Here is a 15,898-nt window from a genome sequence, read left to right on the forward strand (position 1 = left end):
CACATCTATGGAATTCTGCTGTAACGTTGCTCTTTTAGGGCATCCTAATTCAGGAAAGACTACTTTAATGAATAGACTGAGCGGTACTAAATGCAGAACTGGAAATTGGTTCGGTGTAACTCTCATGAAGAATGAGAAAAAATGCGAAGAAATAAAGTTTATAGATCTGCCGGGAACAGATTATTTTCCAAGAGGTACTTCTTATGAAACTGGACACGTAGAATACGAAATTGTTCATGACTTACTGAAATCAGATGATGTAGATCTCTATATAAGCGTCGTGGACGCTACTAATATTAAGCATGATCTCATGTTCACCATGGAGCTCATGATGAGAAAAGCTAATGTACTCATAGTAATTACAAAAGCTGACATAGCGAAACGGCATGGTATTACGATTAAACATGATACCCTTGCTACGTTATTAGGATGCGATGCTTTTGTAGTAAGTGCAACCTCTAATAGTTCAATTACAGAATTAAAAAAATATCTATGTAAATGTGCCACTATTATTTGTACGGCAAAGAAGAATAATCATCAGGTTATGCCATATTTTAATAATGTTTGGAATGTACTTCTCCCATCAATAATAAAGCATCAGTTTCAAGATAACGAAGATAAAGCTAAAAGCATAATAAATGAGTTAAAGCATGCTAAAACGACTGCTAAAAAAGAAGTATCAGGCCTTATAAGCGTATTTTCGCTTTTTGAATTACTACAAAATTCTACAACTTATAATTATGTAGATTACAGTATTGTTCGCTATATAAAACAATTTACTGAAAACATATTTTCGTGCTACACATCGTTCATTAATGAAATATATGATAAAACAGTAATTGTTGAAAAATCTCGAACATTGATAAATTACATCGATGAACTATCATTTAAATTAATATTTACACTTCCGATTTTCGCACTTTTAATAAGTGGAATACTTTTTTTATCAGCACTATCTAGTTCCTTCATTTCACCTATATTGCTTGATTTGGTAAATGCACTCTTTACATATCCTGCAACATTAGCTATCTCGGGAGTTCTACCAGATGCACTATTAATACTAGTATATCGTAGCCTCTCTTTAGGATTAAATATTATCATCTCTTTCATACCTCCAGTCTGTACATTATATGCATGCTTATTCACCTTGGAAGAAACAGGCTATATGAGCAGATTATCACTCTTGATGAATAGAACTTTATCAAGAATAGGCTTACCAGGAAATGCAATTATTCCACTCATCCTCAGCTTTGGCTGTAATGTACCATCAATACATACTACGCTTAGTATCAGCAACAAAAAAAGCAGAATCATAGCAATTATGATGATACCATTCATGAGCTGTAATGGCAGATTTATAGTTTTCACCACTATAGGATTATACTTTTTTCGCTCATATACTTTTTTAAAGATTTTTGAATTATATGCTCTCGGAATTTTTGTAGGTATCCTTACAGCAATAATACTATGCAAGATACTAAAACCACAACCTGATACAATAATATTGCGATTATCACAATACACACTCCCATCTTTTGCTATAGTTAGTCAGAAAACGTGGGATTTCTCTAAGTCATTTATACTAAGTATTACCAAGAGTATATTTATATCTCTCATAATATTTTATACATTTTCTTCTTTTTCGCTTAAAGAATATAAAATTGTTACAAGCAACTATTTATCTGATTCTATTCTTGCGGAAATGGGAAGAAAAATATCATTCATTACTCAACACATAGGGGTTCATCCTGATGATTGGCAAATAAACGTAGCACTTATAGCTGGAATCATTTCAAAAGAAGTGATTATCACCACCGCACGTACACTGTACACTCTAGAAGATAATGCAAATGAACAAGAATTATTGTTATTGCAAAATAAACAAAAATGGATGCTCCAAAAATATGAGCAAATTTTCAATAGATACTTTGAAAACAATACTGAAATATCAATTCACGAAGAGGTATTAAAAACGAATTTTGATAATAGTCAAAATGTATTCGCATTTATGGTATTTGTATTACTATACTTTCCATGCATTTCCGTTTTTGCAATGATAAAATCTCAAATAGGCTTGAAATGGGCAATATTATCATTTTTATGGTCTACTTCTATAGGATATATCTTAGCATGGATATTCACTTTAATATAATTTCACTTCATTTTCATTCCATCTTCTGTCAGGAAAACAAACGTATCATTCTTCTTCACTTCCATAATCGTAGTAAACGTATTTAATCCCTTCTCTCTCTTAAGCTCAATTTCAGCAACTCCTTCTTCTTCAGAGGTGATACTAGTATCACAAAATGAAAGTGGATACATAACATTCCTGATATCTTGCAATTTTGCATTTTTAACATCTTCTATCTTTAGAACGATAATATATTCATCACGTAAAAATGGTCTTGCAATACCTATCACAGGATTAGCAATTATATTTTGTGCATACTCCTGAAATAGCATCTTTACCTCAACATCTTGAACTTTATTAGCTATAACACGCGGAAACTGAATATCAGCTTCAGACTGAACTGTAGCGTTTTCAATATATTTTGCCACCTCATCAATAGAATTTGATTTCTTATATTGCTGGGCAATTTCAGTAAGTAAGGAATTTGTCAATAGATCCTTTCTTATCATCAGTTGATGAAAACTTATGAGACTATTTTCGCTCAAACGAAAAGTCTTAGATACTTTTACCCCAAACATTTCATTGATAGCTAAAACAGAACTAATCTCTCCCATACGCATTATGGCATAGTTTGATATTCCAAATCTCATGTAACATTCTTTTTCTCTTTCTGAGATCTTTTGAAAAGATTCAGACATTTTGAATAATTTCTCCCCACTTATCTGTAAATTAACAACCTTCTTAAACTCTGAAAATGGTAAATTTTTCTCGGTTAGCAATTCATGTATACTGATATTCTTGTATTGTCTATGCTCCTCTTCTATCTTTTTTAGCACAAGATTTAGCTCTTGCTCTGAAAGTTGAAGACCTAATCTTTGAAGAGCTATGTTTGCAAGATGAGCATTTATTATCGCATTCAGCAACTTAGCGTCTCTTTTGATTGCTTTCTGGAGTAAAATCTCATTAGCTTTTGCAAAATAATCCAAATCTATGTTAGAAATAGCACTCTCTCCGACTACTGCATATATCTCGTAACTCTGCACAACTCCATATACTTCTGCTTGCTCAGTAAAACAGAATAGTAAAAAAGAAAAAATAATATTGCGAAATTGCTTCATTTACTGCTAAACACTCCTTATCAATACACAATATATCAATCAATACTATATCTTCAAGAATTAATCGCTCATGATCGCATACGGATGCAAATTATTTCAGAGAAGCAATGCTATACATAGACGTAATATTACCTATCGCAATAGATACCTATCTCACGTATAGCGTACAGAATTTAGAAAATGATATCTTAGGTAGATTTGTTATAGTTCCTTTTAGAAATACTACTACTATCGGCTTAGTAGTATCGACTCATAATACAAAACATCAATTTGAAGTACGTGAGATAATTAAAATTATATACGAATTACCTCATATCGATTTAAATACAATGCAATTTCTAAAAGCTACGGCACACTATAATATGTCTCCGATAGGAATTTTCTATAAAATGATTCTTGGAGGAATGCATACGAAACCTCATAGAATAGGAAAATTTAAAGTAAGCAAAGATGAAATTCTAGATAATGAAGCATTGCAAGACATTTCTCTTTCTTCTCATCAAATGAGAATAGCTTCATCGATAGTAGCAAATCTACAACAATACGGTGTTCATGTATTGCACGGTGTAACTGGCTCAGGGAAAACAGAAACATATCTCTATATTGCCAAAAAAGTTATAGAAAGTGGCAAGCAGGTTTTAGTGCTACTACCAGAAATACTATTAAGCACCCAACTTTCAGTAAGATTTAAAAAGTATTTTAGAGAAATAGGGATATGGCATTCCGGAGTAAAGCAATCGGATAAAAGTTCCACATGGCATAGAATACAACGCTCATATGATGATGCGTCGATGATAAAATTTGTAGCAGGAGCTCGAAGTGCCTTATATTTACCAATGCATAATATAGGACTCATCATAGTAGACGAAGAACACGATACTTCATTTAAGCAAGAAGAAAATCCTCTTTATCAAGCAAGAGATATGGCAATTATAAGAGCTAAATATCATAACATACCGATAATACTATCATCTGCTACACCATCAATACAAACGATATATAACGCAAAAAAAGGCAGATACTACTATCACAAACTGGAGCAAAGATACAGTTTATCAGGAATACCCAATGTGGAAATTTTAGACATCAGGCAAAATACTCTCCGATCTACATGCAATAGCAAGCAAAATACACTACCGATCATCCACCCTTACTCATTGCAAGCAATACAATACACTCTCCAAAAAGGAGAGCAAGTGATGCTTTTTATCAACAAAAGAGGATACGCTAACGTCCTAATGTGTAGTTCCTGTGGAGCAAGAATAGGATGTGAAAAATGTAATGTACCACTAACATATCATAAAACTAAAAATATAGTTTTATGTCACTACTGTGGCTACAACCACCAATTAGAATATTCTTGTCCAGCATGCAATAGCATAAACAGTATTAGATTATATGGTCTTGGTATAGAAAAGGTAAAAGAGGAATTAGATAAATTACTTCCAAACTATGAAAGTACCGTATTAAGTAGCGACTTTGTCATCAATAAAAGTAATAATATCTTATCAGAAATAGAAAACGGAAAGATAAAAGTAATCATAGGTACTCAAATACTCTCTAAAGGATTTCACTTTCCTAATTTACAACTTATCATAGTTATAGACTCTTCCAGTACTCCACTTATCAGCGATATAAGAGCACTTGAGAAAACGTATCAGAATCTTTATCAGCTAATAGGACGAGCTGGAAGAGAGAAGGATAATGCAAGAATTATTTTACAAACTCATGAACCAACTCACTGGTTTGTACAATCTATCATCAATATGAACTACGATAATTTCGTAAAGCAGGAGATGCAAAACCGAAAAAATGCATTAATGCCACCTTTCGCTAAGTTATGCTCTATGAGCATACAACACCAAGATCAAAAAACTGCACTACAATCCATCAGAGCTATAGAAGATATTATGAGAAGTGAAAATAAAAAACATAATGTTGTTGTGATGGGAACTTCAGAATGTCCCATCTTTAGATTGAACGGTACCTTCCGGTATCGCATTATATTGCAATCACAACATAATATGGCGATACAAAATTTCTTAAATAATGTTTTTCACAAGCATCCTAATATTAGAAAAAAAATGAAAATCGACATAGATCCATACTCTTTTATATAAATTTATATAGATAATGCATTAAAAATGAAAAAACGTTATAATTCCCAATAATTGATTATTTATGAATTTATTATGTATAAATACGATATAGAAAATGTTTTCGCTAAGATTTTACGAAAAGAAATTAGTTGTCAAAAAGTATATGAAGATGACTATTGTTTATCATTTCATGATATCGCTCCTCTAGCTCCTGTACACGTTTTATGCATACCAAAACTACAAGTAGTAAATTTTGATGCTTTTATAAATGTAGCCACTCCTCAATTTTTTCATTACTTTTTTAATGGGCTATCCAATACAATTAAGATTTTAGAGTTACAAAGTGGCTATAGATTAATTAGTAATTCAGGAGCAAATGCTATGCAGACAGTGGAACATTTCCATATTCATATCCTTGGTGGAGAATTTTTAGGAGGATTACTACCCGAAACGTATAAAGAACATACAAATTAATTTATAGGTATGATATTTCAAAACGATATCACACGCATAGAGGATATAATCTATTCATGCTTTGAATCTCAATCTAACAACAAAAAACACCAACTTATACCTAAGATTGCAAGACATATATTGAGCGCTGGAGGTAAGAGAATAAGACCATATTTCTCACTACTGGTAATGAGTTACGGTATGGAAAATATCTATTTCTGTGACGCTAGTTTATCCATAGGAGCAGCCATAGAATTACTACACACCGCAACTCTACTGCATGACGATGTAATAGATCATAGTGCTTATAGGAGAAATATTAAAACTGCAAATAAAATATGGGGTAATAATGCGAGTATTTTAGTAGGAAATAACCTTTTCAGTAAAGCTTTTGAGCTTATAGCTAAAACGAAGTCATACGAAATAATGGAGATTCTAGCAAATGCTTCATCACATATTACTCAAGCTGAAATTAGCCAACTTACTACAATAGGAAGATATGATATTAGCAAAGAAGAATATATCAACATTATATACGGCAAAACTGGTGTATTATTTGAGGCAACTGCTAAAATAGCCGCTATATGGAAAAAGTACTATAATATCCAGAAGTGGGCTAAATTAGGACGTAATATAGGTATATTATTTCAAATTAAAGACGATGTACTAGATTATAGCAGCAACAATACTGGAAAAAAACGCTTTCAAGATATCTTCGAAAGAAAAACTACATTACCTCTTATGATATTACTAGAAAACGCAAATAATGAAGAAATTGATATAATTAAAGAAATATTTAGTAGCAAAAGAGGTATCATAGCAGAAAGTAAGTTAACTATTCTCGGAAATTGCATGAACAAATACAGAGTTGCAGAAAAAGTACTGGAATATAGCAAATCTTATCTAGAAGAAAGTTTTATAATATTGGAGGAATTAAAAGAAAACACAAACTCTGATAATGCATTATTAGCAGTACGAGAATGCATGAATCTCTTACGTCATTTATCAAATTTTCAGTCTGTATAAAAAATATTATAGCAAAATAAAGAAGCTTAAAAATGATAATAAAATATTGTAATAGTAATCTCTCCGAAGTACTTCTCTAGTTTATAATACGATTAATGCTGAGGCCTTACGGTATTGATAAACGCACTGCTATTTAGAAATTTTAAAATATTCTCCAAAATTGACAAAATATCTACCACTGTTAATTAAATGATTTATAGTTGTTGTGATCAAAGTGTTTAGCTTTTAAAGTTTGTACAATATTTTGTTGATGTGATGAAAAAAGTAATAGACATAGTACGCATCAGAGAGGATAGCAAAGAGAAAGTAGAAAAGAACAATTGCGAAACCAAATTGCATTGCGAAAGCGTCGAACATCTCGGAGAAAATTGGAAAATTGTCAGTGAAAAGTTAGAATCCATAGTAGGACGCACAGCATATAGAAATTGGCTTTCTAAAATACAAACTTTGGAACAGAAAGATGATACGTTGATACTTGAAGCTCCATCTCATTATGTGAAGGAATTTGTGATGCGACACTACTTTATTAATATCTTAGATGCAATAAGGGAAGTTTGTCCTTCAGTCATTCACGTAGAAATGACTGTTTCTACAGGTAAGAATGGAGCTGTGAACGATGATAAATTTTCTACGTTTGGTAAACATAGTAATGCAGTATCAGGAGCTAAATCTCACTCATCATGTACTTTTCAAAATTTCGTTGTAGGCGAGGCTAATAAAGTAGCTTACTTTATGTTAAAACATCTATGTGATACATCCTCCGAAGGTATTGGTACACCTAATGTAATGTATCTTTACGGACAGCATGGGAACGGCAAAACACATTTACTACAAAGTATACTTTCTAGTAATTATACTTCTAAACACGGCTCTTCATACTATACAGCTGAACGATTTTCTCAAAGCTATATTGACTCAATCAGAGGTAAATCTATTTACTCATTTAAAAAAAATATTCTCGATAATGACCTATTGCTTTTTGATGATGTGCAGTTTCTCTGTGGAAGAGAAAAAACTGAAAAGGAATTATCATGCATAATTGCAACAATGATAGAAAATGGTAAGCGTATCGTCATCACCGGAAACGAACATCCTAAATTATTACCACTTTCTAAAAGACTAGAGTCTATTTTACTGGGAGGTATGGTGGTAGAACTAAAACAGCCAACACAAATGCTAAAAATGAGAATACTAGAGCAAAAAAGAAAGATACTTTCTCATAAATCAGAAATTGCTTTAGCAATCTCTGATGAAATATTAGAATTAGTAGCTCAAAAAACTTCAAATATTAGAGAAATGGAATCTCTACTTCAGAAAATTGTAATGTCTTGCGAAATTCTAGGAATAGAACCGGATATCGATATTGTTGATTCTATATCATGTTCGGATGGAACTAGCGAAACTTCTGAAAAATGCGATTCTTCAAAAGTACCACTCATACTACCAACGCAATCACAGATACAAAATGTAGTATCTATAGTACTTTCGTATTATTCGATAACAGAACAACAACTTGCATCTAGAATTAAAACTTCATCCATCATATACGCAAGGCAAATGTTAGCTTTTATATTGCGTAACTCTTTTATGTTATCATTTCATCAAATAGGTAATTATATGGGAAATAGAACTCACTCTACAGTAATATCTTTATATAACACTTTCAAAAAAACCCTCCAAAGTGGTAACTCTCAAGCTGTTTCCACTTACAATCATTTGATGTCAAAATTGCAATAAAATCCAATGTCGCAAGGACACTACACTTTTAAATTTTGATCATAACTTTATTACGGCTTTTATATAAAATATCTTGTGAGTTTTTTCTGTTTCGCTAAGATTCAGTTGCATATTGCTTAAGTGTCGTTTACGTGTGTAGGTTTCTTGTTTTGTTATGTGTCGTATTTTGTACTAGTTGCAGTTCAAGTATTGAACGTCATGGCTATTCTTTTCGAGATGTAAATCACGAATCTTTCGACAAAACTATATTGAAGGGTGCTCCTGCTAGTTCTATAGATAAAGTGTTGGGTACTCCAATGAGTGTAGTGGTAACAGATAATATGCTAAAAGCTTTTTATATCGAAGCGTTAGTAAAGCATAAGCCTATTGTAGGACAAAATGTGGTTTGTTATAACGTCTTGGAAATTACAGTAGATCCTAAAAGTGATACTATTGTTGATGTATCATTTTATTCTACATTCCCTCGGAAAGTACGATATGAGAAAGATAAAAGCAAGATAGATGGGCAAAATTTCAAGGTATTGCAACAATTTTTATACAACGCTGGAAGATTTCAGAATTAAATTTAAGAATGAATATGGCTCTTAATCACAGGTATATAGTGTTATTTGTAACTTTCACATTATCGTTAGTTATTTTAGCATTTAACAGCATTTACGTTTTGCATCAAACACAGTGCGCTCTCGTTTTACAACTTGGAAAACCAGTTAAAGTCATAAAAGAACCAGGTTTACGTGTGAAACTTCCATTTATACAGAATGTTATTTTCTTTGATAGAAGAATACAAAATATCACTTTTTCGTCTAATGACGCAAATGAATTCGTTACTGCAGAACAAAAGACAATGAAAGCAGATGCATACTGTAAGTATAGAATTGTTGAACCATTGCGTTTTTATGAATCGGTAAATAATGAATATGTTTTTAGAGAAAGATTGTTGGCTGTCATAGAATCTTCTCTTCGCAAGATAATAGGTAGCGTTTCGTTCAATGATGTACTGAGAGAAAATAGAAAAATAGTGATAGAGAAGGTTTTACTAAATGTAAAAACGCAAATGAGAGCTTTTGGTATTGAAGTAATTGATGTGAGGCTTGTGAGTGTGCAATTACCGGAAAAAGCACTGAAAGCAGTTTATGAAAGAATGAAAACGGATAGAGAAAAAGAAGCTGTTGAGATACGTTCGCAAGGAGCAGCTCAGGCTAAATTAGTAAGAACAACAGCCGAAAAGGATTGTGAACTTATTATAGCTGAAGCTGAGAGACGAGCACAGGAAATTATGGGAGAAGGAGATGCAGAAGCAGCAAAGATCGTCGCAGCTGCAGCTGCTTCAGATAAAGACTTTTACGTATTCTACAAAAGAATTGAAGGGTATAAAAAGGCACTTTCTAATAAAACATATTTCTTACTTTCTGATGAAATGGGTTTTTTAGATACCTTCTTCAAAGGTGTGAAAAATGAGTAAGATGAAGCATATGAAAAAATTACTTATCGTAAAAGATTGTTATAGCGAAGCGGATAATAATTTATTATGCAGTATCGAAGATGTGAGCTTTTTCGTTTATGTTGGAAAGCTGTATTGCAATAATATAGACGATAAAGTTAAGGTTATAGAATCTGTAAAACAAGATGTTGCTAGTGTGTACGATGTTAAGCATCTTACTGAATTGAGCAATGAATGCGACTGCGTACTTCTATTAGACAGACTTGGTAATAGCTTTTACGAATATACAAAAGTCGCGTTATGCTATTTGGCAGCTTTAAAAGATAAGGCTGTCTTAATTAACAGCAACATATTTACCAACACCTTTCTTAGACTCAGCAATCATCAAATAAGAAAATGGTATGTTTTTGGCACCGTTGATAGTAAATACTTTAGTAATTGCAATTACAGGCTCACTTTAGCAGATTCTGAACTAAACTCTGTTAATTTCGTTTTATTCGATAAAGAATATAACTCAGAACTGAATTTGATGAAAAAAAACTTTAGTAATACTCTTAATACAGCAGTTGATATAGCTTTTTCTTTTTATAATCAACAAAATTTCTTTTAAGCATTAAGTATTTTACTTTATATTTATCAGTAGTACTTCCGGGATCGTATTTTTACCAGCATAAGTAATTTGTGCGTTGTTATGCATTAGCATATATGAGTGTCAGATCAATTTCACATTAGCGGATACGCTACAGTTTTTGAACATTATGATCTAAATAATGATGTCATCAAACCACATGCTTTTGAAAATCCTATTCCCTCTACATTACCACTGCTGTGGGAACATGCTTCTAATCAGCCAGTAGGATATACTACAAGCATAGAACAAGATGAATATGGATTATATATAAGTGCATTAATAATACTAACAACAAAAACTGCAAGAGAAGTAAAAAATCTTATATGTGATTCAAATATCAGAGGACTAAGTATAGGATTTATACCAATCTCAACTAAATCTGATCCTCGTACACCATGTCGTATAATACATAAAGCAAAATTATTAGAGATAAGTATTGTCACAATACCATCTAATTATTTAGCTCATATTACGTACTTCGGCTAAAAAAATGGTGGGTGATAGCGGACTCGAACCACTGACCTCTACGATGTCAACGTAGTGCTCTAACCACCTGAGCTAATCACCCAATCACACACTGCATAATATACATAACGTGATAAAAAACAATATTCTAAACAAATTATCGATAAATAATGAATACTGAAAATCTTCAATCAAATCAGCAAGCAATCTATCATGAAAAGATAGCTAATTTAGAAAATATACAAAAAGACTTTGCTAAGAAAATGTCACAGATCGAACGTCTAGTACAGAAAAATGTCACAGATAATGCTGTACCAGTACCTAGATATACAACATCTGACAGTCATTTAACATCCTATATGAGATATGCAAAATTGGAATATGATCATAAAAATGCTAATGATTATGAAATCAAAGGTTCCCCAAATGCATTTATACCAAAAGAAGAAATAAAAGAACGGTTATACTCTAAAGTATCCGCATTATCTCCAATACATAAATTATCTAAAAAAGTTTTTACCACTACAAGCGTATTTGAATACATAAAACCTTCTACTACTCAAACTGCAAAATGGATTACTAATTCTGATGATAATTTAAATAAAAACGAAATTACATTTCAGCATCATAAAATACCAGTTTTTGATTTGGAAACTACTTCACGTACTACTCAAACAATGTTAGATGATTTGAGCTTTGATGTAGAAGAGTGGTTTTTGAATGAAGTATCTATGAAGTTCGCTACAATAGAAGAAGAGGCTTTTCTTCATGGTGATGGAAAAACTATGCCTTCAGGAATATTAAATAATAAAGACATAGGTACTGCAGAAATCTCCATAAGTTCACTATCTATCGATCATTTTATTGAGCTATTTTATTCTTTAGAAGAACGATTTTCTCAAAATGCCACTTTTATTATTAGCCCTAAAGTGGCTAAAACATTAGCAAAGCTAAAAGATAGCAGTGGAAAGTATATTATCGATTCTATACCAAGAAATGGAATTACAAAGTTATTAAATATGAACGTCGTAATTTCTCAAAATATGCAACGCGAAAATATCAATACAATTCTTTTTGGGAATTTTGAAGAAGGATATCTTATAGTGGAAAGGCAAGAAATTCGCATATTGAGAAATCCATACATTGATCAAAGATGCATAACATTTTATGTGACTAGAAGACTTGGTGGCGATGTAATACAACCTACAGCGTTTAAAAAACTAAAATTGCTCAATAAATAGATGAGCTTTTCATATTCACTACCGTTATCTATAGAAGAGATAAAGCTTTTTCTCAGAATAGAGCATGATGAAGATAATGAGTTGCTTAATGCGTTACAATTCTTTTCTATCAAAAAACTAGAAGCATATCTCAACATAGCGATAATACCTCAAGTTTATAAATACAAATTTGCTGAAGCAAAAAACTCCGTAATACTGCCGGTAATTCCTGCAATTGAGATACAAAAAATTGTAACTCATAACGGAACTATAATTAGAGAAATTACAAACTTAAATACAAAAATAATAGATGAAGAAGTAGTAGAAGGCTTACCAAAGTTACTAGCCGATTATCTAACAATTTACTATATTGCTGGTAATTATTTTGCGAGTAAATATACATATCACATGAAGTATTGCTTATTAGAAGTAATAGAATGTGAGTATAACAACAAAAATAAAAAGCCTAATAACGCATTAGATAGTACATTGCGGAAATATTCGGCATTCAAAAGATATAAAATATAAATATAAAGCATATGGAAATACCAATTATTATTGAGAAATTTAACCCATCTATATTGGAATTCGGAAATATAAAAGATACATGGATAAATCCGCTGAAAATATGGGGGAAACTTATCAGTACAGAAATTGATAAGATAGAAAATAGATATCTACAAAAAACAAAGATTTCAATAAATAATACATCTCACATGAGATATATAATTCGAGCAATAACTGAAGAAGGGGAAACAATAAGAGCAAAATATATAAGTAAAGATAAGTTACTCGGATATATAACATCTATAGAAATTGATGAAGAAAACAGTAGTTGTATTTTCATATGTTCTAAAATATCTACTTATTATAAATATGATGAAAACAAAAACTCCACTATATCTCCTTACTCAAATAGAGGAATTACTGAAAAGTCATTCTTATAACCTCTCACCTGTCTGCATATCACAACATGATACAAATATAAAATCTTCTAATAATATAGATAAAAATACTGGATATTATTTTTTCTCTGAATCAGATACTGAATACTTTACTCCTTCTCTTACTATAAAGGCACTTGATATAGATAAAACTTCTCACTTTACGTTTGAGTCATATTTGCTACATGTAACTATCAACATAGTAAATGAAAAACATAAGAATAATGAAAAATTATTAAAAATAGTATCAAATTTAATGCTTTCTTTAACTAATGAGAACATAAAAATATCTAAGCATGTGATAAAAACATCTCATCACAATAATTATAAAAATATGGAAGTTCTATTCACATATAATACATATCTTTATTACTATCCTAATCAAAAATAATAACAAATAACTTCTATTACTTACTAAGATCAAAATAACATATAAGAGGAACATGATCAGAGGGTCTTTGCATTATCCTAAATTCATCCAATATAGCAGCTTTAGACATCATACTGGAGATTTTATCTGATACACATATATGGTCTAATCTCATACCAAGATTTTTTACATATGAATTTCTATCTCTATAATCCCACCATGTAAATTTTTGAATATTTGGATTTAAAGCTCTCCACATATCAATATAATTAGACGCAAGAATTTCTTTTAACCTTACTCTTTCAGATTCGTGAAAGCCTATAGTACCATCCATCCCTATCGGATCATACACATCAATGTTATCTGGAGCAACATTAAAATCTCCACCTATGATATAGTTATCATCAAGCTCATAGGCTTCCATCATAAGTTCTTTTAAACTTTCTAAAAAAAAGAGTTTTGACTTAAAATTTTGGGAAGATACGTCACTTCCATTTGGGAGATATAATGAAGCTACCTTAAAACATACTTTATGAACATTAATCACTATTTCTATATATCTAGCTTCTCCTAAGTTATTGCCTATGTCTCTACGCTTGTATTCATCAACTCTATATTTTGATAGGATAGCTACTCCGTTATAAGATTTTTGTCCATATATATAGGAAGAATATCCTAATTCTTCCATAAATTCGTAAGGAAAGTTATTCTCATCACACTTGATTTCCTGTAGCAACACCAAATCGGGAGAATATTTTTGGCATAACTTTGATAAATGCTCTAACCTCACTCTTATAGAATTTACATTCCATGTACAAATAGAAAACATATCAACGACTTATTTACTGCATTTTATTAGTTATCATATTAGTGAAAAATTCAGCATTACTAGAGGTATTTTTCATTCTTTCTTTTAGTAATTCTATAACTTCTTCTGGATTCATATCTGATAATATCTTCCTTAGTACCCATATTTTTTTCAAGCTTTGTGCATCTATCAATAACTCTTCTTTTCTTGTACCAGATTTAAATATATCCATTGCAGGAAATATTCTCTTATCAGCCAATCTTCTACTCAATACTATTTCAGAATTTCCCGTTCCTTTAAATTCCTCAAATATCACATCATCCATTTTAGAACCTGTATCTACTAAAGTTGTCCCTATTATAGTAAGCGAGCCACCATTTTCTATATTCCTTGCTGCACCAAAAAATCTTTTAGGTCTATATAGAGCGCCAGAATCAACTCCTCCACTCAAAATTCTACCAGAAGATGGTGCTACTTCATTATAAGCCCTAGCTAATCTCGTAATTGAATCCAGCATTATTACAACATCTTTCCCAGTTTCTACCAACCTTTTCGCTCTATTCAACACCATTTCCGCGAGATTAACGTAATTTTGAGAAGGTTCATCGAATGTTGAGCTATATACTTCTCCTTTTACAAAACGCTCCATTTCCGTAACTTCTTCTGGTCTTTCTCCTATTAGTAACACCATAACAGTACAGTCATGATATTTTCTTGAAATTGCATTTATTATATTTTGCATCAGAATAGTTTTTCCAGTCTTAGGAGGTGCAACTACAAGAGCTCTTTGCCCAAATCCTATTGGACTAATCATATCCACAATTCTGCAACTCAAGTCATCTCCTTCAATGTCGCTCATGTCTATCCTTGTATCTGGATATACTGGTACTAAATCATCAAAATTAACTCTTCTCCTTAATTCTGTGACAGGTACATCGTTAACCATCTCTATATTAGCAAGAGAAAAATTTTTGTTCTCTCCTCTTTTAGGTGACTTAACTGCTCCAACAATCATATCACCACTTCTAAGAGAATATCTTTTTATATAACTTGAAGGTACATATATTTCTTCAAAATTTCTAACCCACGGAAAATTCCCACATGCTCTCAAAAAGCCAAAGCCTTCCCCTATCACATCTAACAAACCACATGCTAAAACTTTAGAACCTCTTTCTATCAAAGAATTTACAGCATGAACGACTTCATCAGATTTTCTGTCAAATCTTTCCACTTTTATCTGCAAATCTAATAACTGTGACTCATCCATTGCTCTTATATCGTTAATCCAATAAATTTCTGCATTATCTTTGTATTTATAGTCTAAAGTGGCAATTTCTTCCCTTTCATCCTTCATTTGCTCATCTTCTTTCCTTTCCCTTACAAATCTATGCTTTACAGTTCTTGTAAAAGATCTTTTTTCTATTTTTTTATTTTCATTTTTCATATGTTTCACGT

General features: G+C 31.6%; 16 protein-coding genes and 1 tRNA gene. 13 read left to right on the forward strand and 4 right to left on the reverse strand.

The window, feature by feature from the left end; genetic code table 11:
- Window positions 1-7 precede the first annotated feature (7 nt).
- A complete protein-coding gene (gene feoB, locus Fokcrypt_RS00450; protein WP_323722246.1) occupies window positions 8-2,152 on the forward strand; it encodes a ferrous iron transport protein B in 2,145 nt (714 codons plus the stop codon).
- A gap of 2 nt (window positions 2,153-2,154) precedes the next feature.
- Here the strand turns inward: feoB and Fokcrypt_RS00455 are convergent, their stop codons facing one another.
- Window positions 2,155-3,249: a hypothetical protein gene (locus tag Fokcrypt_RS00455; RefSeq protein ID WP_323722247.1), complete on the reverse strand. Its 1,095-nt coding sequence runs from the start codon at window positions 3,247-3,249 to the stop codon at window positions 2,155-2,157.
- Between the two features lie 107 nt (window positions 3,250-3,356).
- Here Fokcrypt_RS00455 and priA point away from each other — a divergent pair, with 107 nt between their 5' ends.
- From priA to Fokcrypt_RS00495, 8 genes are all read left to right on the forward strand, one after another.
- On the forward strand, window positions 3,357-5,369 hold the full coding sequence (gene priA, locus Fokcrypt_RS00460) for a replication restart helicase PriA (protein ID WP_323722248.1): 2,013 nt from the start codon (window positions 3,357-3,359) through the stop codon (window positions 5,367-5,369).
- A 72-nt stretch (window positions 5,370-5,441) separates the two neighbouring features.
- Window positions 5,442-5,822, forward strand: a complete 381-nt coding sequence (locus tag Fokcrypt_RS00465) for an HIT domain-containing protein (protein WP_323722249.1) — start codon at window positions 5,442-5,444, stop codon at window positions 5,820-5,822.
- Window positions 5,823-5,831: 9 nt separating this feature from the next.
- Entirely contained in the window at window positions 5,832-6,827 is a 996-nt protein-coding gene (locus Fokcrypt_RS00470) for a polyprenyl synthetase family protein (protein WP_323722250.1), read from the forward strand.
- A gap of 255 nt (window positions 6,828-7,082) precedes the next feature.
- On the forward strand, window positions 7,083-8,564 hold the full coding sequence (locus Fokcrypt_RS00475; protein ID WP_323722251.1) for a DnaA ATPase domain-containing protein: 1,482 nt from the start codon (window positions 7,083-7,085) through the stop codon (window positions 8,562-8,564).
- A gap of 131 nt (window positions 8,565-8,695) precedes the next feature.
- Window positions 8,696-9,127 carry a hypothetical protein gene (locus Fokcrypt_RS00480; RefSeq protein ID WP_323722252.1) on the forward strand — a complete coding sequence of 144 codons (432 nt, stop codon included), beginning with the start codon at window positions 8,696-8,698 and terminating at the stop codon, window positions 9,125-9,127.
- Window positions 9,128-9,135: 8 nt separating this feature from the next.
- Window positions 9,136-10,026, forward strand: coding sequence for a protease modulator HflC (gene hflC / locus Fokcrypt_RS00485; RefSeq protein WP_323722253.1), 891 nt, complete (start codon window positions 9,136-9,138; stop codon window positions 10,024-10,026).
- A complete protein-coding gene (locus tag Fokcrypt_RS00490) occupies window positions 10,019-10,615 on the forward strand; it encodes a hypothetical protein (RefSeq protein ID WP_323722254.1) in 597 nt (198 codons plus the stop codon). The genes hflC and Fokcrypt_RS00490 overlap by 8 nt, the downstream gene beginning before the upstream one ends.
- A 99-nt stretch (window positions 10,616-10,714) precedes the next feature.
- Window positions 10,715-11,122: an HK97 family phage prohead protease gene (locus Fokcrypt_RS00495; RefSeq protein ID WP_323722255.1), complete on the forward strand. Its 408-nt coding sequence runs from the start codon at window positions 10,715-10,717 to the stop codon at window positions 11,120-11,122.
- Between the two features lie 5 nt (window positions 11,123-11,127).
- On the opposite strand, the gene Fokcrypt_RS00500 is transcribed toward Fokcrypt_RS00495, so the two are convergent.
- Window positions 11,128-11,204, reverse strand: a tRNA-Val gene (locus Fokcrypt_RS00500).
- 67 nt (window positions 11,205-11,271) lie between these two features.
- On the opposite strand from Fokcrypt_RS00500, the gene Fokcrypt_RS00505 reads away from it, so the two are divergent.
- Genes Fokcrypt_RS00505 through Fokcrypt_RS00520 form a run of 4 tightly spaced genes read left to right on the forward strand, consistent with a single transcriptional unit; the run spans window position 11,272 to window position 13,656 of the window.
- The gene (locus Fokcrypt_RS00505; RefSeq protein WP_323722256.1) at window positions 11,272-12,342 is read left to right on the forward strand and encodes a phage major capsid protein; all 1,071 of its coding nucleotides are present in this window, start codon (window positions 11,272-11,274) and stop codon (window positions 12,340-12,342) included.
- Entirely contained in the window at window positions 12,343-12,849 is a 507-nt protein-coding gene (locus Fokcrypt_RS00510; RefSeq protein ID WP_323722257.1) for a head-tail connector protein, read from the forward strand. It begins immediately after the preceding gene.
- A gap of 11 nt (window positions 12,850-12,860) precedes the next feature.
- On the forward strand, window positions 12,861-13,268 hold the full coding sequence (locus tag Fokcrypt_RS00515; RefSeq protein ID WP_323722258.1) for a hypothetical protein: 408 nt from the start codon (window positions 12,861-12,863) through the stop codon (window positions 13,266-13,268).
- Window positions 13,198-13,656 carry a hypothetical protein gene (locus Fokcrypt_RS00520; RefSeq protein WP_323722259.1) on the forward strand — a complete coding sequence of 153 codons (459 nt, stop codon included), beginning with the start codon at window positions 13,198-13,200 and terminating at the stop codon, window positions 13,654-13,656. The genes Fokcrypt_RS00515 and Fokcrypt_RS00520 overlap by 71 nt, the downstream gene beginning before the upstream one ends.
- Window positions 13,657-13,672: 16 nt before the next feature.
- On the opposite strand, the gene xth is transcribed toward Fokcrypt_RS00520, so the two are convergent.
- The gene (gene xth, locus Fokcrypt_RS00525; protein WP_323722260.1) at window positions 13,673-14,464 is read right to left on the reverse strand and encodes an exodeoxyribonuclease III; all 792 of its coding nucleotides are present in this window, start codon (window positions 14,462-14,464) and stop codon (window positions 13,673-13,675) included.
- Between the two features lie 13 nt (window positions 14,465-14,477).
- A complete protein-coding gene (gene rho, locus Fokcrypt_RS00530; protein ID WP_323722261.1) occupies window positions 14,478-15,887 on the reverse strand; it encodes a transcription termination factor Rho in 1,410 nt (469 codons plus the stop codon).
- Window positions 15,888-15,898 lie beyond the last annotated feature (11 nt).

The sequence above is a fragment of the Candidatus Fokinia cryptica genome, from assembly GCF_034359305.1.
GTDB lineage: Bacteria > Pseudomonadota > Alphaproteobacteria > Rickettsiales > Midichloriaceae > Fokinia > Fokinia crypta.